Source organism: Pseudomonas sp. C 49-2 (assembly GCF_003970195.1).
GTDB lineage: Bacteria > Pseudomonadota > Gammaproteobacteria > Pseudomonadales > Pseudomonadaceae > Aquipseudomonas > Aquipseudomonas canadensis.
The window spans coordinates 459,698-480,246 of sequence record NZ_RXYG01000003.1 but is presented as its reverse complement, the minus strand read 5'-3'; the positions used below and the strand labels follow the sequence as shown (position 1 = coordinate 480,246).

The window sequence follows — 20,549 nt, the reverse complement described above, 5'->3', positions numbered from 1 at the left end:
GCGATAGACGCAACACGGTCTCACTCAATCAGTTGAGCATCCCGCAACGCAGTCAGCGCCGCAAGCCAACGCGGATCCTGCTTGTATTCCGTCGAAGCAATTGCCTGCCCACGCATCCGCGCAATGCGTGGCGATGGCGTGACCTTCATCCGCTGAGCGGCAGTCAACGCCAACTCAGCCGCCGCACGATCGTTGCATACCAGTCCCATGTCGCAACCCGCCGTCAGCGCCGCTTCGATGCGGCTGGCGGCGTCGCCCACCACATGGGCACCGGCCATGGACAGATCATCGCTGAAAATCACCCCATCGAACTGCAACTCACCGCGCAGGATGTCCTGCAGCCAGCGGCGCGAGAACCCAGCTGGCTGGGCGTCGACTTGCGGATAGATGACGTGGGCGGGCATCACGGCGGCCAGTTGCTGGCTCAAGCGTGCGAAAGGCACCAGGTCGTTGGCACGAATCTGTTCCAGGCTGCGTTCATCATTGGGAATGGCGACGTGGGAATCGGCCTCAGCCCAACCGTGACCGGGGAAGTGCTTGCCGGTAGCGGCCATGCCGGCGCTGTTCATGCCGCGGATGAATGCACCAGCCAGCACGGCTGCGCGCTCGGGGTCGCCTTCGAAGGATCGGGTGCCGACCACCGCGCTGCGCTGGTAGTCCAGGTCCAGCACCGGGGCGAAGCTCAGGTCCAGGCCAACGGCCAACACTTCAGTCGCCATGATCCAGCCACACTGCTCGGCCAGGTATTCGGCGTTGGGGTTATCCGCCAAGGCACGCATGGCAGGCAAACGCACGAAACCCTGGCGCAGGCGCTGTACGCGGCCGCCCTCCTGGTCGACGGCCAGCAGCAGGTCCGGGCGCACAGCGCGAATCGCTGCACTCAATTCCCGCACTTGGCGCGGATGCTCAATGTTGCGCGCGAAGATGATCAGGCCGCCCACTTCAGGCTGGCGCAGCAGATGGCGGTCCTCGGCCGTCAGCCAGGTGCCGGCCACGTCAACCATCAAAGAACCTTGCAGGGCAGCAGTCATAAACCTTCCTTAAATAACGCACACAACCCGTTGCCCTCACCACGCACAGTGAGTACAACGGGTTGCGAGTAGATAGCTGAATTCGGCATGGGCCGCTAGCTTAGCGGATGCAAGCGGTCGCGCCCACCCGGTGCGGTCAAACCTTGGCGGGTATTGGCGCGGACTTGCTGCGTGGGCGCAATTGAGCAGCGGCCATGGCGGCGTCGGTCACACCGGTTTCGGCACGCATGCCGGCGGCCAGGAACGGCACCATCAGGCGCATGACCTGTTCGATTGAGGTATTCACGCCGAAATCGGTCTCGGCAATGGCCCGCAACGCCTTGATCCCGGACATGCTGAACGCGGCAGCACCGAGCATGAAGTGCACGCGCCAGAACAGCTCGATCGGCGGAATACGCGGGGCCGCCTCGTTAACCAGCAACATATAGCGACGAAAAACCTTGCCGTACATGTCTTCCAGGTAACGGCGCAGGTGACCCTGGCTCTGGCTGAACGCCAAGCCCAACAAGCGCATGAAAATCGACAAATCGTTGCCGCTGCGGGGCTGAACGACCAGGGCCTGCTCGACGAGGATTTCCAACAACTCTTCCAGGGTCGGCTTATGGTCAGCCTTGGCTTGGCGACGCTCCAGCTCACGGTCAAGACTGGCGCAGAACGGCCCCAGGAAGCGCGAGAACACGGCTTGGATCAGGGCCTTTTTCGAGCCGAAATGGTAGTTCACAGCAGCGAGGTTGACGCCAGCCTTGCTGGTGATCAGCCGCAATGAGGTTTCAGCAAATCCTTTTTCCGCGAACAATTGCTCGGCTGCATCGAGAATGCGTTCAACGGTTTCCGACTGGGCCATGGCTACTCCGCCTGACAAACACTTGTTTGAAACATACGTTTCAGGGTGTGTCTTGTCAAGCCTGCGGGTTCGCTTTCCGGCCGGGCAGTCATACATTTCATCGCTATTTAATCACATCCATACCGGTCTGTAGGCAGCGCTATCTCTGGCTTGTGGGAAGCCTGCCCGATGACCGTCCAGCGGAGGGGCAGAAAAGGATGATTGCCAATAGCAGTTCACTGTATATAATCCCAGTCACTGTATAAAAAGACAGAGCGATCAACATGCTAAAACTGACGCCACGCCAAGCTGAGATTCTGGCTTTTATCAAGCGCTGCCTCGATGACAACGGCTACCCGCCGACACGAGCGGAAATTGCGCTGGAACTGGGGTTCAAGTCCCCCAACGCCGCTGAAGAACACCTCAAGGCCCTCGCTCGCAAAGGCGCGATCGAGATGACCCCCGGTGCATCGCGCGGTATTCGCATTCCTGGTTTCGAAGCCAAGGCCGACGAATCGACCCTGCCGATCATCGGCCGCGTCGCCGCCGGTGCGCCGATCCTGGCGCAGCAGCACGTCGAGGAATCCTGCAACATCAACCCGACCTTCTTCCATCCTCGCGCCGACTACCTGTTGCGGGTCCATGGCATGAGCATGAAGGACGTGGGCATCTTCGATGGCGACCTGCTGGCCGTCCACACCACCCGCGAAGCCCGTAATGGCCAGATCGTCGTCGCCCGTATCGGCGATGAAGTCACCGTCAAACGCTTCAAGCGCGAAGGCAGCAAGGTCTGGCTCCTGGCCGAGAACCCTGAGTTCGCCCCGATTGAAGTGAACCTGAAAGATCAGGACCTGGTGATCGAAGGCTTGAGCGTCGGCGTCATTCGCCGCTAGAGGAGGCATCATGCAACTCGTCCACACCCCACAACACACACAACTGTCGCTGTTCGAGGCCTTCATGGCCCAACCCCTTGCGCCTATCCTCAAGGAAACGGTCGAGGCGCCCTGGGGCGCCGAACCTGAGGCGTTCAGTGAATTGTCGTTGCGCGGTGCAGCGGGGAGTTGCCTGAGCCTGCTGGCGCCGATCCTGCGCGATCTGAGCGAGGAACAGGACGCCCGCTGGCTGACGCTGATCGCCCCACCCGCCAGCCTGACCCAGGCCTGGCTGCGGGATGCCGGCCTCAACCGCGAGCGCATTCTGTTGCTGCAGCCACGCGGCGCGCAAAGTGCCCAACAGTTGACCTGCGAAGCACTACGCCTGGGCCGCAGCCATACCGTGGTGAGCTGGTTGAATCCACTGAGTGTCAGCGCCAAGCAACAGCTGATCAGCGCCGCTCGTACGGGTGATGCGCAGAGTTTGAATATTCGATTGGGCTGAGTGCTGATCGACCGAAGTCCTGTGACATGCAGGCTTCTATGGTGAGCGGGCTTCTGTGACATGCGGGCTTCTGTGGTGAGCGGGCTTGCCCCGCGCTGGGCTGCGAAGCGGCCCCAAAACCAGGCACCGTGGAATACCTGATGTACTGCGTCAATCTATTTAGGGCTGCTGCGCAGCCCAGCGCGGGGCAAGCCCGCTCACCACAACAAGCCCACTCACCACAATAATCTCACTGACCACAACAAGCCCACTCACTACAAGCAAGCTAGCTCACCACAGAAGCCTGTCTAACCACCCCAGACTCCTTCACCACAAGGCTCAGTGAAGAACCCGCGGCCCTTCGTCTTTCTCCGGCTCGCCTTCAGCCAGGCGACCGGCCATCTGCACGCCCACGCTCAACATGGCTTTAGCCACTTCCACGTGTTGGCCTTGCAGGAACTGCTTGGCGTCTTCGGAAAAATCCAAGATAACCAGAGAACCCTCGTCCTCAGCCCGGCGCAGCTCGATTCGGCCGTCAGGCAACTCAACAATTTCCAGAAAGGACGTTGGCATAAAAATCTGTTCTCCACGAAAGGCCGGGATTATATCAGTCATCCACCCAGCCCCGCAGAGGATCTGAACAGGTTTGTTGACAGCTTGATGAATGGTCGCCGGCTTCGATGGCTACAACGCGTTGCGCCTCACACTCCGAGGTGCCTGCATCGCCGGCAAGCCGGCTCCTACGAGCGGATCAGCACTCGTTCAGGCCTTCGCGAAAGCGCAGCGCCATCTTTTTCAGTTCCTGACGCCACCCCTCCAGCTCTTCACGGCTCAACGGCTTGGGTTCTTCCTCTTCCACCGCAACCGCCACGATCAGCGGCTGCGTCACATCGCCCTTGGGCACATGTGGAATACGCGGTGGCTGGAACATATCCGCATGCGCCTTGAGCAAACGCGCCACCCAACTGTCCGGGCTTTGAGCCATTTCGACCAGTTCGGCCAGCTCAGGAATGGCCATCGCGTCCAGCACTTCGCGATTCATGATCATTTCTGCACGGGGTGAACCGGCCTGAGGCAGGCGGTAAAACCCGGCGATTTCATGACACAAACCCAGCAAAGCGCCGTACAGGTGAAACAACGCTGCTTCACGCCCCGCCTGGACCAGCGCGATGGCATTCATCTCTTTCCCTTCCTCGGCACGGCCAAGGGCTTCCAGGGACAAACCCGCGAAGTAAATTTTCTGATTGGTACGGGTATAGAGTTCGTTGGCCATGACGGCAATCTCCACAACGAATAAGCGTGATGCTGGCTGTGTAGTGTGGCGAGGGAGCTTGCTCCCTCGCCACAGCAAGCCCGCTCCTACATAGTGGGCAGATTAGTTGATCAAGCGCCCTGGCGCTTATCCTCGACCTTCCACTTGCCGCCGTCGTAGAACGCTTTCCAGCCGGTAGGCTTGCCGTCCACTTCGGTCTGCACGTACTGCTCCTTAGTCTTGCGGCTGTAGCGGATCACGGCTGGACGACCATCCGGGTCCTTCTTCGGCGCTTCACACAGGAAGTGGTACTTAGGATCGATCTCATCCTTGTGCGGCACGATCTCCAGCACCAACGGCGCGCGGGTCTCGCGGTTCTTCGGGAACTGGCTGGCCGCCAGGAACAACCCCGAAGCGCCGTCACGCAGGATGTAGGTGTCATTGACCTTCTCGCACTTGAGCTCGGGCATCTTCACCGGGTCCATCTTCGGCGGCGCCGCGTCACCGCTTTTCAGCAGTTTGCGGGTGTTCTTGCAGGTTGGGTTGGTGCAACCGAAGAACTTGCCGAAACGGCCGGTCTTGAGCTGCATCTCGCTGCCGCACTTGTCGCATTCCAGGCTCGGACCTTCGTAGCCCTTGATGCGATAGGTACCTTCTTCAATCTCGTAGCCGTTGCAATCCGGGTTGTTACCGCAGATGTGTAGCTTGTGCTTCTCGTCCAGCAGGTAGGCGTCCATCGCCGTGCTGCAGATCGGGCAACGGTGCTTGCCACGCAGTACCAGCGACTCGGACTCACCCTCGTCGTCGGCGGCGATTTCATCACCCGGCACCAGGTTGACAGTGGCCTTGCAACGCTCTTTCGGCGGCAGGCTGTAGCCCGAGCAGCCGAGGAACACGCCAGTGGACGCCGTACGAATCTGCATCGGCCGACCGCAGGTCTGGCACGGGATGTCAGTCATCACCGGCTGGTTGGCGCGCATGCCATTTTCAGGGCTCTCGGCTACTTCGAGTTTTTTCTTGAAGTCGCCGTAGAACTCGTCCAACACGTTTTTCCAGTCGCGTTCGCCCTGGGCCACGTCATCGAGATTCTCTTCCATGCCGGCAGTGAAGCCGTAGTCCATTAGGTTGGAGAAGCTCTCGGACAGGCGCTCGGTCACGATGTCGCCCATCTTTTCCGAGTAGAAACGACGGTTGTGCAGCGCAACGTAACCACGGTCTTGAATGGTGGAGATGATCGCTGCATAGGTCGACGGACGACCGATACCGCGTTTTTCCATCTCTTTTACCAGGCTGGCTTCCGAATAACGCGCCGGCGGCTTGGTGAAGTGCTGGGACGGGTCGAGCTGGATCAGCTTGAGCGTGTCGCCCTGGGCCATGTCCGGCAGCACGTCGTCATCGCCAGGCTTGGCGATTTGCGGCATCACACGGGTGTAACCGTCGAACTTGAGGATACGGCCCTTGGCACGCAGCTCAAAATCGGAGGCCGCCACGGTGACAGTGGTGGACAGGTATTGCGCTGGCAGCATCTGGCAAGCCAGGAACTGGCGCCAGATCAGCTCGTAAAGGCGCTCAGCGTCGCGCTCCATGCCGCTCAGCTTGGCAGGCGTGGTATTGGCGTCGGAAGGACGGATCGCTTCGTGAGCCTCCTGTGCGCCTTCCTTGCTGCTGTAGACGTTCGGCTTCTCCGGCAGGTACTTCTTGCCGAACTCTTCTTCAATATAGGTACGCGCCATCGCGACCGCATCCACCGACAGGTTGGTGGAGTCGGTACGCATGTAAGTGATGTAGCCGGCTTCGTACAAGCGCTGGGCCATCATCATGGTTTTCTTCACACCGAAGCCCAGGCGGTTACTCGCGGCCTGTTGCAGGGTGGAGGTGATGAACGGTGCCGATGGCTTGCTGCTGGTCGGTTTGTCTTCACGCTTGACGATGCTGTAGCTGGAAGACTTGAGCTTTTCCAGCGCGGCCATGGCCTGGGCTTCGTTCAGCGGCTTGAAGGCCTCGCCTTTCTCGCGGGCCACTTCAAAGCGCACGTTGGCGCCCTTGGCAGTGCCGAGGTCGGCGTGGACTTCCCAGTACTCTTCGGGGATGAACGCACGAATCTCGCGCTCACGCTCCACCACCAGCTTCACCGCAACCGATTGCACGCGACCGGCCGACAGGCCACGGGCGATCTTGGCCCACAGCAGCGGCGAAACCATATAACCCACGACGCGGTCGAGGAAACGACGGGCCTGCTGGGCGTTGACGCGGTCGATGTCCAGTTCGCCCGGCTTGGAGAAGGCTTCCTGGATGGCTTTCTTGGTGATTTCGTTGAACACCACACGCTTGTAGCGGCTGTCATCACCGCCGATGGCTTCCCGCAGGTGCCAGGCAATGGCTTCCCCTTCGCGGTCCAAGTCCGTCGCGAGATAGATGGTGTCAGCATCCTTGGCGAGCCGGCGCAGCTCTTCGATGACCTTTTCCTTGCCTGGAAGGATTTCGTACTTGGCCTTCCAGCCATGATCCGGGTCCACACCCATGCGCGAGACCAGCTGCTTGCGCGCTTTCTCTTTAGGGGTGAGCACCGGACCTTCGCCCGCAGCCGCCTTGCCGCGCTTGGCGGCAGGCTCCTTGCTGGCGCTAGCCGAACCGCTGGTGGGCAGGTCTCGGATATGGCCGATACTCGACTTCACCACGTACTCGTTGCCCAAGTACTTGTTGATGGTCTTGGCCTTAGCCGGGGATTCCACAATGACCAGCGATTTGCCCATGGATCGGAAAATTCCTGAATTCGAGAAGTGAAAGGCAGTTGGCGCCTGTCGCGGCAACGCTATATATAGTGGCAACAAGGTGAGGTCAAGCGCAGCATTCTGCGCGACCTGCCGTTATTGCCCTGAAAAAAGACTGGGTTCGGCCTGGACCAAAGCAAAGCGCGGGACCTGCTCGCCGTCAACCTCGACGGTCTCCACAAACATGCTCAAGGGGCGTACCCAAAAGCCGTAATCGCCATACAGTGCTTGGTAGAACACTACTTCTTCTTCGGTCTCGGAGTGGCGTGCCACACTGAAAACACGGTACTGCGGACCTTTATAATGCTGGTAGAGCCCTGGTTCGACTTTCATGCTCTGGCCCTCTTACAAAATTTGTTAAAAAAAAAATACAAAACCACCCAAAAACAAAAACCGGGGCACTGGGCCCCGGCTTCCGTCAACCTAACGCTTAGACGCGTTCGAAGACGGTGGAAATGCCTTGGCCGAGACCAATGCACATGGTTGCAACCCCTAGGTTGCCGCCATTTTGCTTCATCACGTTAAGCAAAGTGCCGGAGATACGCGCACCGGAGCAACCGAATGGGTGGCCCAGGGCAATCGCGCCGCCGTGCAGGTTAACCTTCTCATTCATCTTGTCGAGTACTTTCAAATCTTTCAGCACGGGCAGGGCCTGTGCGGCGAAAGCTTCGTTGAGCTCGAAGAAGTCGATGTCGTTGATGGTCAGGCCTGCGCGCTTCAAGGCTTTTTGTGTGGCCGGTACAGGACCATAGCCCATGATTGCCGGGTCCACACCTGCCACAGCCATCGAACGGATCACGGCCAGCGGTTGGATGCCCAGATCCTGGGCACGTTGCGCCGACATCACGATCATGCACGAAGCGCCGTCGGTGATTTGCGACGAAGTACCGGCTGTCACGGTGCCGCCCTTTGGATTGAACGCTGGCTTCAGCGCGGCCAAGCTTTCCAGGGTGGTATCCGGACGAATGGTTTCGTCGTAGTCGAACAGTTTCAGGAAACCGTTCTCGTCATAACCGTTCATCGGGATGATTTCATCCTTGAACTTGCCTTCCACAGTCGCCTTGTGGGCGAGCTGGTGGGAACGCAGGCCGAACGCGTCCTGGGCTTCGCGGGTAATGCCGTGCATTTTGCCGAGCATTTCCGCAGTCAGGCCCATCATGCCCGAGGCTTTTGCCGCGTACAGCGACATGTGCGGGTTAGGATCAACGCCGTGCATCATGCTGACGTGACCCATGTGCTCCACGCCACCGACCACGAACACATCACCGTTGCCGGTCATGATGGCCTGGGCGGCGGTGTGCAGCGCGCTCATCGACGAACCGCACAGGCGGCTGACGGTCTGGCCGGCGGCGGTGTGCGGAATCTGGGTCATCAGCGACGCCATGCGCGCGATGTTCCAGCCCTGCTCCAGGGTCTGGTTGACGCAGCCCCAGATCACGTCCTCGACTTCGTTTGGGTCGACCTTGACGTTGCGTTCCAGCAGTTTGCTGATCAGGTGTGCCGACATGTCTTCGGCACGGGTGTTGCGGTGCATGCCGCCCTTGGAGCGGCCCATCGGCGTACGACCGAAGTCGACGATCACGACGTCTCTTGGATTCAAGCTCATAAATATTCTCGCTCTAGTCGTCTGGGCACTTAACCGAAGAAGCGCTGGCCGTTCTTGGCCATTTCACGCAGCTTCGCGGTCGGGTGGTACAGCGGGCCCAAATCAGCGTATTGATCAGCCAGGGCAACGAACTCGGCCACACCGATCGAATCGATGTAACGCAGCGCACCACCACGGAATGGAGGGAAACCAATACCGTACACCAGGCCCATATCGGCTTCGGCGGCGGTTTCGACGATGCCGTCTTCCAGGCAACGCACGGTTTCCAGGCACAGGGCGATCATCATCCAGTTGATGATGTCTTCGTCCGACACCTCACGCTGTTCGTAGATGACCGGAGCCAGCACTTCATGCACCGACGGGTCGGCCACTTTCTTCTGCTTGCCCTTCTTGTCGGCCTCGTAGGCGTAGAAACCCTTGCCGTTCTTCTGGCCCAGGCGCTTGGCTTCGTAGAGCGCGTCGATCGCCGAGCGGCGGTCGTCTTTCATGCGGTCCGGGAAGCCTTCAGCCATCACGTCGCGACCATGGTGGCCGGTGTCGATGCCGACCACGTCCATCAGGTACGCCGGGCCCATTGGCCAGCCGAATTTCTCCATGACTTTGTCGATGCGCACGAAGTCCACGCCGGCGCTGACCAACTTGGCGAAACCGCCGAAGTACGGGAACAGCACGCGGTTGACCAGGAAGCCCGGGCAGTCGTTGACCACGATCGGGTTCTTGCCCATTTTCTTGGCGTAGGCAACGGTGGTGGCAACGGCCAGCTCGCTGGACTTCTCGCCACGGATGACTTCCACCAGCGGCATCATGTGCACCGGGTTGAAGAAGTGCATGCCGACGAAGTTCTCCGGACGCTTCAAGGCCTTGGCCAGCAGCGAGATGGAAATGGTCGAGGTGTTGGACGCCAGGATGGTGTCGTCTTTGACCTGGGCTTCCACTTCGGCCAGCACGGCTTGCTTGACCTTCGGGTTCTCGACAACGGCTTCGACCACCAGGTCGACGTGGCCGAAATCGCCGTAGGACAGCGTAGGACGAATGCCGTTAAGCACTTCAGCCATTTTCGCAGCGGTCATGCGACCTTTGTCCACACGACCGACCAGCAGCTTGGCGGCTTCTGCCAGGCCTTGCTCGATGCCATGCTCGTTGATGTCTTTCATCAGGATCGGCGTGCCTTTGGACGCCGACTGATAGGCGATACCGCCGCCCATGATACCGGCGCCGAGTACGGCAGCCTGTTTCACGTCCTTGGCGATTTCGTCGTAGGCCTTGGCCTTTTTCTTCAGTTCCTGATCGTTCAGGAACAGGCCGATCAGGCTCTGGGCTGCGGAGGTTTTCGCCAGTTTGACGAAGCCAGCCGCTTCCACTTCCAGAGCTTTGTCGCGACCGAAGTTCGCGGCTTTCTGGATGGTCTTGATCGCTTCAACCGGTGCCGGGTAGTTCGGGCCGGCCTGGCCAGCCACGAAACCTTTGGCGGTTTCGAACGACATCATTTGTTCGATGGCGTTGAGCTTGAGTTTTTCCAGCTTCGGCTGACGCTTGGCCTTGTAGTCAAATTCGCCGCTGATGGCGCCCTTGATCAGGTTCAATGCGGCTTCGGCCAGTTTGTCCGGGGCAACCACAGCGTCGACAGCACCGACTTTCAGCGCGTCTTCAGCACGGTTTTCCTTACCGGCGGCAATCCACTCGATAGCGTTGTCGGCACCGATCAGGCGCGGCAGGCGCACGGTACCGCCAAAACCTGGGTAGATGCCCAGTTTGACTTCAGGCAGGCCGATCTTGGCCGTGGCCGACATGACGCGGAAGTCTGCCGCCAGGCACATTTCCAGGCCACCGCCCAACGCGATGCCGTTGATCGCGGCGACGGTCGGTACGTTGAGGTCTTCAAAATCGCTGAAAATCTTGTTGGCTTCGAGGTTGCCAGCCACCAGCTCGGCATCGGGCAGCTTGAAGTTGTCGACGAATTCGGTGATGTCAGCGCCGACGATGAACACGTCCTTGCCGCTGGAAACGATCACGCCCTTGACCGAAGCATCTGCTTTGATGGTGTCTACGGCCTGACGCAATTCATTCAGGGTTAGACGGTTGAACTTGTTGACGGACTCACCCTTGAGGTCGAATTTCAGTTCGACGATGCCACTTTCAAGAGCCTTAACCGTGATGGCTTTACCTTCGTAAATCATCAACTGATCTCCACGATATGGAAGCTGAACAGTACACATTGGACGCTGGCCTCTGGCTGGACACTGACAGTTGCGTCAATGCTCATGCCAATCCGCCAGGCACACCCGCCAATGCGATAGTCGGGATTCTGTATGAGCGGTCTGACAGACAAACGCTCAATTCATACGCCCGTTTGATTTGGGTACGCCACCTTCATCCAATTCCGAGCAATTGTCAATCGCTCGAAAGGCTAGGAAAAACGCGACTTTCCAGTCATTTCAGAACCCCGACCATAAGCCCGCGACTCGTCAATATTCAAATATTCACGAAATCAATAATGCAAAAGATGAGGGAAAAGGCTGTACAGAACGGGATATGCCGCTAGGCTAGCGACAACCGTACCGCGCTTGGATGAACATCCGACGCAGGGAACACAGAATTACCGGCCTGCCTGGCCAACTCCAGCCCGATGATGATGTCGGGCTTTTTATTGCCTGCCGTTTTCCATGATTTGCACGCCCTTTGTAGGAGCCCGGCTTGCCGGCGATGGGGCCCGCAAACATTGCGCCAATCTTGAGAACGCCATCGCCGGCAAGCCGGGCTCCTACAGGGGGTTGTCGCAGGCCGCCAGGGTCGGTGTCAGGCCAGGGCTCTGAGTAGCGTATCGATAGCCTTCAACACGCTCGCCTCGCCCTTCTCGCCCCAATACAGGGCGATCATCTGCTTGTCGGCTTCGACCTTGTAGACGTTGTCCGGCAACGTCGCAAAATGCGGCAACAACTTTTCATCAACACACACTTCACGCCACTGATTCACCCAGACTCCGGGCTCCAACTGCCAGTAACTCCAAATGGCCGGTGTGCTGCCACGCCGTGGCCGGCAGTACTGCGCGCACGGGCTCGGTGGCTCCTGCTTGAGCCAATGCGGCCATTCCTGGGGGGACAACTGCATGGCCAGGCCGATGCGGCGCGCCTCCATGCGCAGGGCCATGCGCCCGCTCTGATGGCGCGACGGGCGCAGCCATGCCAGGGGGCTCAGAACCACCACAAGGATTGACACCACTATCCAGACCGTCATATGTGTACTCCCGAATTTCTAGATGAGCGGATTTGACCTGACGCAACCCCATCCGCTTGAAAGCAGCCATACTGAACATATTGCAGTCCCTTGGAGGAACGCCTCATGCCCTACCAACATATTCTGGTCGCTGTCGATCTGACCGAAGAGTGCGATCCGGTGATCAAGCGCGCGCAGGAATCTGCATTGGCCAATGGCGCCATACTGTCGCTGGTGCATATCGTCGAGCCCATGGCCATGGCCTTTGGTGGCGACGTGCCCATGGACCTTTCCCAGTTGCAGCAACAACAATTTGACCAGGCCAAGGAGCGCCTGGACCGTTTGATTCTCAAATACCCGCACCTGAAAAAGGAAGACTGCCACCTGACGTACGGCCAACCGCGCCAGGAAATCCACCATCTGGCCAAGGAAAAGGCTTGCGACTTGATCGTGGTGGGTAGCCATGGTCGTCACGGTTTGGCGTTGTTGCTGGGTTCTACAGCCAATGATGTGCTGCACGGTGCGCCGTGCGACGTACTGGCGGTGAAGCTGGTGAAGAGCTCCTAAGAACACTGAAAATCAAAGGTGGGAGCTGGCTTGCCTGCGATAGCAGTCTGTCAGTCGCCAGGTGTATCAACTGACAGACTGCTATCGCAGGCAAGCCAGCTCTCACATTTTTAACTGTATTTCATATAAAAAACCCGGTGCTCATGAAAATGAACACCGGGTTTTTTAATGCACTGGAATCACTCAGGCATCCAGCTCAGCCCAACGCTCAACCAACGCTTCCAGCTCCTGGTTCAATGTTTCCAGGGAGGCGATGACCTTGGCGGTTTCCGCCGCCGGACGCAGGTAGAAGCCCGCGTCAGCCATTTCCGCCTCTACCGCGGCGATCTGCTGTTCCTTGGCCTCGATATCACCCGGCAAGGCTTCCAGTTCACGCTGCAGCTTGTAGCTGAGCTTCTTCTTGCCCACTGGCGCCGCCTCTGCAACCGGCGCAGCCGCCGCCACCGGAGCCACCACGGCCGAGTTCAAGTCGGCCTTGCCGGATTTGCTCTCGGTCACGCCCAGCAGGCGCGGCGAGCCGCCCTGGCGCAGCCAGTCCTGGTAACCACCGACGTATTCACGCACCTTGCCTTCACCTTCGAAGACCAGGGTGCTGGTGACCACGTTGTCGAGGAATGCCCGGTCGTGACTCACCATCAGCACGGTACCGTTGAAGGTCAGCAGCACTTCTTCCAGCAGTTCGAGCGTTTCCACGTCGAGGTCGTTGGTCGGTTCATCGAGCACCAGCAGGTTGGCCGGCTTGCTGAACAGCTTGGCCAGCAGCAGGCGCGCACGCTCGCCACCGGACAAGGCTTTCACCGGCGTACGTGCACGCTGCGGGCTGAACAGGAAGTCGCCCAGGTAGCTGAGCACGTGGCGGCTCTGGCCGTCGATGTCGATAAAGTCGCGGCCTTCGGCGACGTTGTCGATCACGGTCTTTTCCAGGTCCAACTGGTGGCGCAACTGGTCGAAGTAAGCCACGTCGATGCGCGTGCCCTCTTCCACGGTGCCGCTGGTCGGCTGCAGGCCGCTGAGCATCAGCTTGAGCAAGGTGGTCTTGCCGGTGCCGTTGGCGCCCAGCAGGCCGATACGGTCGCCGCGCTGCAGGACCATGGAGAAGTCCTTGATCAGGAACGGGCCGTCCGGGTGATGGAAGCTGACGTTCTCCAGCACCATCACCTGCTTGCCCGACTTGTCGGCAGTGTCCAGCTGGATATTCGCCTTGCCGGTGCGCTCGCGGCGTTCGCTGCGCTCGACACGCAGGGCTTTCAGGGCGCGTACGCGGCCTTCGTTACGGGTACGGCGGGCCTTGATGCCCTGGCGGATCCAGACTTCTTCCTGGGCCAGCTTCTTGTCGAACAGCGCGTTGGCGGTTTCTTCGGCGGCCAGCGCAGCTTCCTTGTGCACCAGGAAGCTGGCGTAGTCGCCGTTCCAGTCGATCAAGCCGCCACGATCCAGTTCGAGGATGCGGGTCGCCAGGTTTTGCAGGAAGGAACGGTCGTGCGTGATGAACAGCACGGCGCCCTGGAATTCCTTGAGGGCCTCTTCCAGCCAGGCAATCGCGCCGATGTCCAGGTGGTTGGTGGGTTCGTCGAGCAGCAGCAGATCCGGCTCGGACACCAGAGCCTGGGCCAGCAGCACGCGACGACGCCAGCCACCGGACAACTCGGCGAGGGTCTTGTCGGCCGGCAGTTGCAGGCGGCTCAAGGTGCTGTCGACCAGTTGCTGCAAGCGCCAGCCATCGCGGGCTTCGAGGTCTTGCTGAACGTGCATCAGTTTGTTCAGGTCGTCTTCGGTGACGCAGTTCTGCGCCAGGTGATGGTATTCGGCGAGCAGTGCGCCGACGCCGTCGAGGCCTTCGGCAACCACGTCGAACACAGTCCGTCCGTCGGCCACCGGCAATTCTTGCGGCAATTCGCCGATCTTGAGGCCCGGCGCGCGCCATACAGAGCCGTCATCAGGCTTCTGATCGCCTTTGACCAGCTTCATCATGCTGGATTTGCCGGTGCCGTTGCGGCCGATGATGCACACCCGCTCACCACGGGCGATCTGCCAGGACACCTTGTCCAACAACGGCATAGCGCCGAAAGCAAGGGACACATCGCTGAATTTGAGCAGGGTCATACGCTTCTCCAAAAACTGGGCGCGCATTCTACCTGAGTTAGGGGTGGGATGCGGCTGGCATTTTCGCTGCCGACACGTTCTGTAGGACATTTCCAACGAACTTGAACGAACCGCCCAGCAAAGCTTTCGTCTGCGTCGGGCAAAAGGCTAAGCTAGGGGCAATCAGTGTCGGCGGTGCCGATGCTAGTCGTGATTTCTCTGCACGGACGTCTCATGCGCAGTCGCCTTTTCAACTTTTTATCTTGTCTGCTTCTTTCCGCCACCGCCGTTCAATCCGCCCAGGCCGTGGACCTCACCACCCAACGTCAATATTACGATGAAGCCAAACGCGCCCTGGCCAAAGGCGACACCGGCCCGTACATGCAATACAGCCAGGCCCTGGCCGACTACCCGCTGACGCCCTACCTGGCCTACGACGAGCTGACCGCCCGCCTGAAAACCGCGAGCAACCAGGAAATCGAGCAGTTCCTCGCCAAAAACGGCGACCTGCCCCAGGCCAACTGGATGAAACTGCGCTGGTTGCGCTGGCTGGCTGAACGCGGCGACTGGCAGACCTTTGAAAAGTACTACGACGCCAAGCTTAATTTCGTTGAGCTGGACTGCCTGCATGGCCAGTACCAGCTCACCCACAATCTGAAAGCCGAAGGCTACAAGACCACCGAAAAACTGTGGATGACCGGCAAGTCTCAACCGGCAGCCTGCGATGCCACCTTCGGCCAATGGGCGGCCGACGGCCAGCTCACCGAACAGAAGATCTGGGACCGCGCCAAACTCGCCGCCGAAGCGCGCAACTACGCACTCGCCAACAGCCTGGTGAAAACCTTGCCTACCCTCGGCGCCCAAGGCCGCCTGATGGTGGACGTGGCACAAAAACCCGACATGCTCAGCGACCCGTCACGCTTCCTGCCGGCCACCGAGGCCATGTCGGACGCCGTCGGCCTGGGCTTGCGTCGCCTGGCCCGCCAAGATCCGGACAAGGCCATGGCCCTGCTCGATGGCTACGCCAGCAGCATGCACTTCTCCCGTGACGAAAAAGTGTCGATCGCCCGGGAAATAGGCCTGACGTTGGCCAAGCGCTATGACCCTCGCGCCCTCGAGGTGATGACCAAGTACGACCCAGAACTGCGCGACAACACCGTCTCCGAATGGCGCCTGCGCCTGCTGTTGCGCCTGGCCCGCTGGGAAGATGCCTACCAGTTGACCCGCAAACTCCCACAAGACCTGGCCACCACCAACCGCTGGCGCTACTGGCAGGCCCGCAGCCTGGAACTGGCCGAGCCGAAAAACCCGCAAGCGCTGGTCCTGTACAAGCACCTGTCGCAAGAGCGCGACTTCTACGGCTTCCTCGCAGCGGATCGCTCCAAGGCCCCGTACCAGTTGAAGAACAAACCGCTGCCAATGAGCCAGGCGCTAATCAACAAGGTGCGCAACACCCCCGGCGTACGCCGTGCGCTGGAGTTCTACGCCCGAGGCCAGATCGTGGATGGCCGCCGCGAGTGGTATCACGTCAGCCGTCACTTCAACCGTGACGAGATGGTCGCCCAGGCCCGATTGGCCTACGACATGAAGTGGTACTTCCCGGCGATCCGCACCATCAGCCAGGCGCAATACTGGGACGACCTGGACATCCGCTTCCCAATGGCGCACCGCGACACCTTGGTGCGTGAAGCCAAGGTGCGCGGCCTGCATTCCAGCTGGGTGTTCGCCATCACTCGCCAGGAAAGCGCCTTCATGGACGACGCCCGCTCCGGCGTCGGTGCCAGCGGCCTGATGCAACTCATGCCCGGCACTGCCAAGGAAACCGCGCGCAAGTTCAGCATTCCCCTGGCCTCCCCGGCACAGGTGCTGGACCCGGACAAGAACATCCAGCTCGGCGCCGCCTACCTGAGCCAGGTGCACAGCCAGTTCAACGGCAACCGCGTACTCGCCTCCGCCGCCTACAACGCCGGCCCCGGCCGCGTGCGCCAATGGCTGCGCGGCGCCGACCACCTGAGTTTCGACGTGTGGGTGGAAAGCATCCCGTTCGACGAAACCCGCCAGTATGTGCAGAACGTGCTGTCTTATTCGGTGATCTACGGGCAGAAACTCAACTCGCCACAGCCGCTGGTGGATTGGCATGAGCGGTATTTTGATGATCAGTAAGGCCTAGCCCGAAGGTCCCCCTGCTCCAGGGGATTGAAAACCCTGTAGCAAGCGGGCCTGCGGTGGTCAGCTAGCTTTCTGTGGTGAGCGGGCTTGCCCCGCGCTGGGCTGCGTAGCAGCCCCAAAACCGGATATCACAATTTATCGGCTACACCTACACCGTGACGACTGAATTGGGAGTGCTTCGCACTCCAGCGCGGGGCAAGCCCGCTCACCACAGAAGCCCCCTCAGCAACCCTCAACAATGCTTGGCAACTTGCCTAGACCTCGCTGTTCGCGACCTCTACCCCATCACTGAACTGCAACGCCGCCAATCGCGCATACAACGCGTTGCTCGCAATCAACTGTTGATGCGTCCCGACCGCCACCAACTTACCCTGGTCCATCACCGCAATGCGGTCAGCGTTCTTCACGGTGGCCAATCGATGGGCGATGACCAACGTGGTGCGCCCTTGCATCAGTTGCGGCAGCGCTTGCTGGATCAGGTGTTCACTCTGGGCATCGAGGGCGCTGGTAGCTTCGTCAAGCAGCAGGATCGGCGCGTCCACCAGCAGCGCGCGGGCGATGGCCAGGCGTTGGCGTTGGCCGCCGGAGAGGCCCATGCCGCCGTCGCCCAAGTGAGTCTGGTAGCCGTCGGGCATTTGCAGGATGAAGTCATGGGCGTGGGCAATGCGGGCGGCGGCTTCGACCTGTTCCCGAGTGGCGGTCGGGTTGCCGTAGCGGATGTTGTCTTCAACGCTGCCGAAGAACAGCGCCGGGCTCTGGGACACCAGGGCGAAGTGGCGGCGCAGGTCCATAGGGTCGAGTTCGGTCAGCGGATGGCCTTCGAGCAGGATGCAGCCTTGTTGGGGATCGTAGAAGCGCAGCAACAGGTCGAAAATCGTCGATTTGCCCGCGCCGGATGGGCCCACCAGCGCCAGGGTTTCACCGGGGTTGATGGTCAGGTTCAGGCCGTCAACAGCATAGCTATCGGGCCGTGAAGGGTAGGAAAACCGCAGGTTTTGCAGTTCCATGCGGCCGCTGACCCGCTCAGGCAGTTGCACGGTCCCGGCGGCGGGCGCCTGGATTTCGTTGCTCGACTGCAACAACTCGCCAATCCGCTCAGCGGCCCCGGCGGCGCGTTGCAACTCACCGAGCACTTCGCTCAGGGTGCCGACGGCGCTGCCGACGATCAGGCTATAAAACACAAAAGCCGCCAGCTCGCCGCCGGATATGCGCCCGCTGATCACATCCATGCCGCCCACCCACAGCATCACACCCACGGCGCCGAGCACCAGCATGATCACCAGGGTAATCAGCCAGGCGCGTTGGGTGATGCGTTTGCGCGCGGTGGTGAAGGCGTCTTCCACGGTCACGGCGAAACGCTGCTCGTCCTGCACCTGATGGTTGTAGGCCTGCACGGTCTTGATCTGGCCGAGGGTCTCGGACACATAGCTGCCCACATCGGCGATGCGGTCCTGGCTTTGCCGCGACAAGCTGCGCACCCGGCGGCCGAAGATGAGGATCGGCGCCAACACCAGCGGCAATGCCACCACCACGATGCTGGTGAGCTTGGGGTTGGTCACAAACAGCAACACGATGCCCCCGATGACCATCAACGCGTTGCGCAGGAACAGCGACAGCGACGAGCCGATCACCGATTGCAGCAACGTGGTGTCGGTGGTCAGCCGCGACTGGATCTCCGAACTGCGATTGTTCTCGTAAAAGCCTGGATGCAGGTAGATCAGATGGTTGAACACTTGCCGACGGATGTCCGCCACCACCCGTTCGCCGATCCACGACACCAGGTAAAACCGTGCAAACGTGCCCACTGCCAGGCCCAGTACGAGGATCATGAACAGGCCGATGGACTGGTTGAGCAAGTGTGGTGATTGAGTCATGAAACCCTGGTCCACCAGCAGGCGGATGCCCTGCCCCATGGACAAGGTGATACCGGCCGTGACGATCAGCGCCAACAGGGCGCCGAGCGCCTGCCAGCGGTAGGGCGCGATGAAGCGGCTGGCCAGGCGGATCGCGCGGCGTTGACGGACTGAGAACATGGAGGGCATCACCAGTGAGGAACCTGTCCTCAACATTGGGGGAACTTGGGCAAATAACAATGAGTCAGGTTAATTATGCCCGCCGATACCTATCCCTAGAGGCTATCGGTCTAACCCCTGGCTGGAAATCCGAGGCGGTTTCTGGTGGACTGGGTGTTCAAACCGGTGATCTTGCAGAGAGTTGTAACAGCGTGGTCACTCGGGCGGCTTAGAGTCAAGACGCAAACTAGGTAAACAACCTGATGAGGAGACAGGCCATGACCTTGCAGAACAGCAGCGATGCCAAGATTGAAGTGATCCGCCAACCGCAGCAGTTGCCTTGCTCGTACATCGACGCCAAAGGCCGCGAAGTGCAGATTACCGAAGAGATGATCCAGCAAGCGTGCAGCGAACTGGAACAGCGACTGGTCAAGCCTGCCCAGCAAGGCTGAAGCGCCGATGCTCTTGCAAACCCGGCCCAGGTGGCCGGGTTTTTTATGGGGGTCTAAGCGCTCACGGCGCCCAATGCGCGGATGATGTTCGATAGCACCGCCGATTCACCGTTGATGCGCACCTTCAAGCCATCAATCTCACGGCGCTCCGGGTAGTTCTTGCGCAGCAGGTCAAACGCCTTGCGCTGCTCTTGCACGGTGCCTACCAGGCTACGCCGGAAATCCGCATCATCCCGGCGCGGGTCGTACACGCTGCGGCACAGGGTCGCCAACGCCCAGGCCGGGTCGGTGGACGCGTTCAACTGCACCTCGGCCAACCACGGCGACGGCAGTAAATCACTCAACTGAATGCTCGCCTCCTGCCCCAGGTGCGCGCAGAACGCCTGATAGATCTGCGCCGTGCCGCGCTGCTTGCCATCCAGGCTGTAACCAGCGATATGCGGCGTGGCCAGCACGCACAGGTCGGCCAGGTCCACGTCAACTTCAGGTTCGCCCTCCCACACATCCAGCACCGCTTGCAGGTCTTCGCGCGCCAGCAACACCTCGCGAAGGGCGGCGTTGTCCACCACCGGGCCACGGCTGGCGTTGATCAGCCAAGTGCCGGGCTTGAGCTGGTTGAGCCGCTCGCGGTCGAACAGGTGCCAGGTGGAGCCATTGCCGGACTTGGTCAACGGCGTGTGCAGGCTGATCACATCGCATTGCTCGATGATCTGCTCCAGGCTGACGTAATCGCCGTCTTCGGCAATCTGCCGTGGCGGGTCACACACCAGCACGTTCCAGCCCAGGCCCTTGAGCACCTTGACCAGCCGCCCGCCCACTTCGCCGGCTCCAACCACGCCATAGGTGCGCTGAGTGAGGTCGGCACCTTCGATTTCAGCCAGGGTCATCAGGCTGCCCAGCACATAATCCACCACGCCACGGGCATTGCAGCCGGGGGCGCTGGACCACTGGATGCCGGCCTGCTTGAAGTAGTCGAGGTCCAGGTGATCGGTGCCGATGGTGCAAGTGCCGACGAAACGCACATTCGTCCCCTCCAGCAGCGCACGGTTAACGTTGGTCACCGAGCGCACCAGCAACACGTCAGCCTGCTCGACTGTGGCGCGGTCGATGGAACGGCCGGGCACCCGGCGGATCTCGCCAAATCCCTGGAAGAATGCATCGAGCAGCGGAATATTTTCGTCGGCAACAATCAACATGGCAGGCTCCTTTCGCGGA

The 20,549-nt window shown here is 60.3% G+C and carries 17 protein-coding genes; 5 read left to right on the top strand and 12 right to left on the bottom strand.

Annotated features, from left to right (window positions below):
* Positions 1-20 precede the first annotated feature (20 nt).
* Complete coding sequence (gene nagZ, locus EJ576_RS08615) at positions 21-1,031, bottom strand: beta-N-acetylhexosaminidase (protein ID WP_122724983.1); 1,011 nt, start codon at positions 1,029-1,031, stop codon at positions 21-23.
* A 136-nt stretch (positions 1,032-1,167) separates the two neighbouring features.
* Positions 1,168-1,875: a transcriptional regulator PsrA gene (gene psrA / locus EJ576_RS08610; protein ID WP_016975266.1), complete on the bottom strand. Its 708-nt coding sequence runs from the start codon at positions 1,873-1,875 to the stop codon at positions 1,168-1,170.
* 263 nt (positions 1,876-2,138) lie between these two features.
* On the opposite strand from psrA, the gene lexA reads away from it, so the two are divergent.
* On the top strand, positions 2,139-2,747 hold the full coding sequence (gene lexA, locus EJ576_RS08605) for a transcriptional repressor LexA (protein ID WP_003172575.1): 609 nt from the start codon (positions 2,139-2,141) through the stop codon (positions 2,745-2,747).
* Positions 2,748-2,757: 10 nt separating this feature from the next.
* Complete coding sequence (gene sulA, locus EJ576_RS08600; protein WP_028619419.1) at positions 2,758-3,231, top strand: SOS-induced cell division inhibitor SulA; 474 nt, start codon at positions 2,758-2,760, stop codon at positions 3,229-3,231.
* A gap of 318 nt (positions 3,232-3,549) precedes the next feature.
* Here sulA and EJ576_RS08595 read toward each other — a convergent pair whose 3' ends face one another.
* The 7 genes from EJ576_RS08595 to EJ576_RS08565 all read right to left on the bottom strand — a co-directional run bounded on the left by EJ576_RS08595 (position 3,550) and on the right by EJ576_RS08565 (position 12,073).
* Positions 3,550-3,783, bottom strand: a complete 234-nt coding sequence (locus EJ576_RS08595; protein ID WP_016975264.1) for a hypothetical protein — start codon at positions 3,781-3,783, stop codon at positions 3,550-3,552.
* A gap of 178 nt (positions 3,784-3,961) precedes the next feature.
* Positions 3,962-4,483 (bottom strand): DUF6586 family protein, encoded by a 522-nt coding sequence (locus EJ576_RS08590; RefSeq protein WP_016975263.1) that lies wholly within the window; start codon positions 4,481-4,483, stop codon positions 3,962-3,964.
* A gap of 110 nt (positions 4,484-4,593) precedes the next feature.
* Positions 4,594-7,215, bottom strand: a complete 2,622-nt coding sequence (gene topA, locus EJ576_RS08585; protein ID WP_122724981.1) for a type I DNA topoisomerase — start codon at positions 7,213-7,215, stop codon at positions 4,594-4,596.
* Between the two features lie 114 nt (positions 7,216-7,329).
* A complete protein-coding gene (locus EJ576_RS08580) occupies positions 7,330-7,566 on the bottom strand; it encodes a DUF1653 domain-containing protein (protein WP_028619417.1) in 237 nt (78 codons plus the stop codon).
* 97 nt (positions 7,567-7,663) lie between these two features.
* Complete coding sequence (gene fadA, locus EJ576_RS08575; RefSeq protein WP_016975260.1) at positions 7,664-8,839, bottom strand: acetyl-CoA C-acyltransferase FadA; 1,176 nt, start codon at positions 8,837-8,839, stop codon at positions 7,664-7,666.
* Positions 8,840-8,868: 29 nt separating this feature from the next.
* The gene (gene fadB, locus EJ576_RS08570; protein ID WP_028619416.1) at positions 8,869-11,016 is read right to left on the bottom strand and encodes a fatty acid oxidation complex subunit alpha FadB; all 2,148 of its coding nucleotides are present in this window, start codon (positions 11,014-11,016) and stop codon (positions 8,869-8,871) included.
* Between the two features lie 619 nt (positions 11,017-11,635).
* Entirely contained in the window at positions 11,636-12,073 is a 438-nt protein-coding gene (locus tag EJ576_RS08565) for a hypothetical protein (protein ID WP_126570039.1), read from the bottom strand.
* 105 nt (positions 12,074-12,178) lie between these two features.
* Between EJ576_RS08565 and EJ576_RS08560 the strand changes: the two genes are divergently transcribed.
* Positions 12,179-12,619, top strand: coding sequence for a universal stress protein (locus EJ576_RS08560; RefSeq protein WP_122724979.1), 441 nt, complete (start codon positions 12,179-12,181; stop codon positions 12,617-12,619).
* Positions 12,620-12,802: 183 nt separating this feature from the next.
* Here the strand turns inward: EJ576_RS08560 and EJ576_RS08555 are convergent, their stop codons facing one another.
* Positions 12,803-14,722: an ATP-binding cassette domain-containing protein gene (locus EJ576_RS08555; protein ID WP_122724977.1), complete on the bottom strand. Its 1,920-nt coding sequence runs from the start codon at positions 14,720-14,722 to the stop codon at positions 12,803-12,805.
* 213 nt (positions 14,723-14,935) lie between these two features.
* Between EJ576_RS08555 and EJ576_RS08550 the strand changes: the two genes are divergently transcribed.
* On the top strand, positions 14,936-16,864 hold the full coding sequence (locus tag EJ576_RS08550) for a transglycosylase SLT domain-containing protein (RefSeq protein WP_126570038.1): 1,929 nt from the start codon (positions 14,936-14,938) through the stop codon (positions 16,862-16,864).
* A gap of 260 nt (positions 16,865-17,124) precedes the next feature.
* On the opposite strand, the gene EJ576_RS08545 is transcribed toward EJ576_RS08550, so the two are convergent.
* On the bottom strand, positions 17,125-18,912 hold the full coding sequence (locus EJ576_RS08545) for an ABC transporter transmembrane domain-containing protein (RefSeq protein WP_164393655.1): 1,788 nt from the start codon (positions 18,910-18,912) through the stop codon (positions 17,125-17,127).
* A 248-nt stretch (positions 18,913-19,160) separates the two neighbouring features.
* Here EJ576_RS08545 and EJ576_RS29750 point away from each other — a divergent pair, with 248 nt between their 5' ends.
* Positions 19,161-19,334, top strand: coding sequence for a PA1571 family protein (locus EJ576_RS29750; protein ID WP_014717504.1), 174 nt, complete (start codon positions 19,161-19,163; stop codon positions 19,332-19,334).
* 53 nt (positions 19,335-19,387) lie between these two features.
* On the opposite strand, the gene pdxB is transcribed toward EJ576_RS29750, so the two are convergent.
* On the bottom strand, positions 19,388-20,530 hold the full coding sequence (pdxB, locus tag EJ576_RS08540) for a 4-phosphoerythronate dehydrogenase PdxB (RefSeq protein WP_126570037.1): 1,143 nt from the start codon (positions 20,528-20,530) through the stop codon (positions 19,388-19,390).
* Between the last annotated feature and the right edge of the window lie 19 nt (positions 20,531-20,549).

Coding starts and splice junctions, on each gene's coding strand:
- nagZ (WP_122724983.1), bottom strand. CDS start 1,031: ATGACTGCTGCCCTGCAAGGTTCTTTGATGGTTGACGTGGCCGGCACC.
- psrA (WP_016975266.1), bottom strand. CDS start 1,875: ATGGCCCAGTCGGAAACCGTTGAACGCATTCTCGATGCAGCCGAGCAA.
- lexA (WP_003172575.1), top strand. CDS start 2,139: ATGCTAAAACTGACGCCACGCCAAGCTGAGATTCTGGCTTTTATCAAG.
- sulA (WP_028619419.1), top strand. CDS start 2,758: ATGCAACTCGTCCACACCCCACAACACACACAACTGTCGCTGTTCGAG.
- EJ576_RS08595 (WP_016975264.1), bottom strand. CDS start 3,783: ATGCCAACGTCCTTTCTGGAAATTGTTGAGTTGCCTGACGGCCGAATC.
- EJ576_RS08590 (WP_016975263.1), bottom strand. CDS start 4,483: ATGGCCAACGAACTCTATACCCGTACCAATCAGAAAATTTACTTCGCG.
- topA (WP_122724981.1), bottom strand. CDS start 7,215: ATGGGCAAATCGCTGGTCATTGTGGAATCCCCGGCTAAGGCCAAGACC.
- EJ576_RS08580 (WP_028619417.1), bottom strand. CDS start 7,566: ATGAAAGTCGAACCAGGGCTCTACCAGCATTATAAAGGTCCGCAGTAC.
- fadA (WP_016975260.1), bottom strand. CDS start 8,839: ATGAGCTTGAATCCAAGAGACGTCGTGATCGTCGACTTCGGTCGTACG.
- fadB (WP_028619416.1), bottom strand. CDS start 11,016: ATGATTTACGAAGGTAAAGCCATCACGGTTAAGGCTCTTGAAAGTGGC.
- EJ576_RS08565 (WP_126570039.1), bottom strand. CDS start 12,073: ATGACGGTCTGGATAGTGGTGTCAATCCTTGTGGTGGTTCTGAGCCCC.
- EJ576_RS08560 (WP_122724979.1), top strand. CDS start 12,179: ATGCCCTACCAACATATTCTGGTCGCTGTCGATCTGACCGAAGAGTGC.
- EJ576_RS08555 (WP_122724977.1), bottom strand. CDS start 14,722: ATGACCCTGCTCAAATTCAGCGATGTGTCCCTTGCTTTCGGCGCTATG.
- EJ576_RS08550 (WP_126570038.1), top strand. CDS start 14,936: ATGCGCAGTCGCCTTTTCAACTTTTTATCTTGTCTGCTTCTTTCCGCC.
- EJ576_RS08545 (WP_164393655.1), bottom strand. CDS start 18,912: ATGCCCTCCATGTTCTCAGTCCGTCAACGCCGCGCGATCCGCCTGGCC.
- EJ576_RS29750 (WP_014717504.1), top strand. CDS start 19,161: ATGACCTTGCAGAACAGCAGCGATGCCAAGATTGAAGTGATCCGCCAA.
- pdxB (WP_126570037.1), bottom strand. CDS start 20,530: ATGTTGATTGTTGCCGACGAAAATATTCCGCTGCTCGATGCATTCTTC.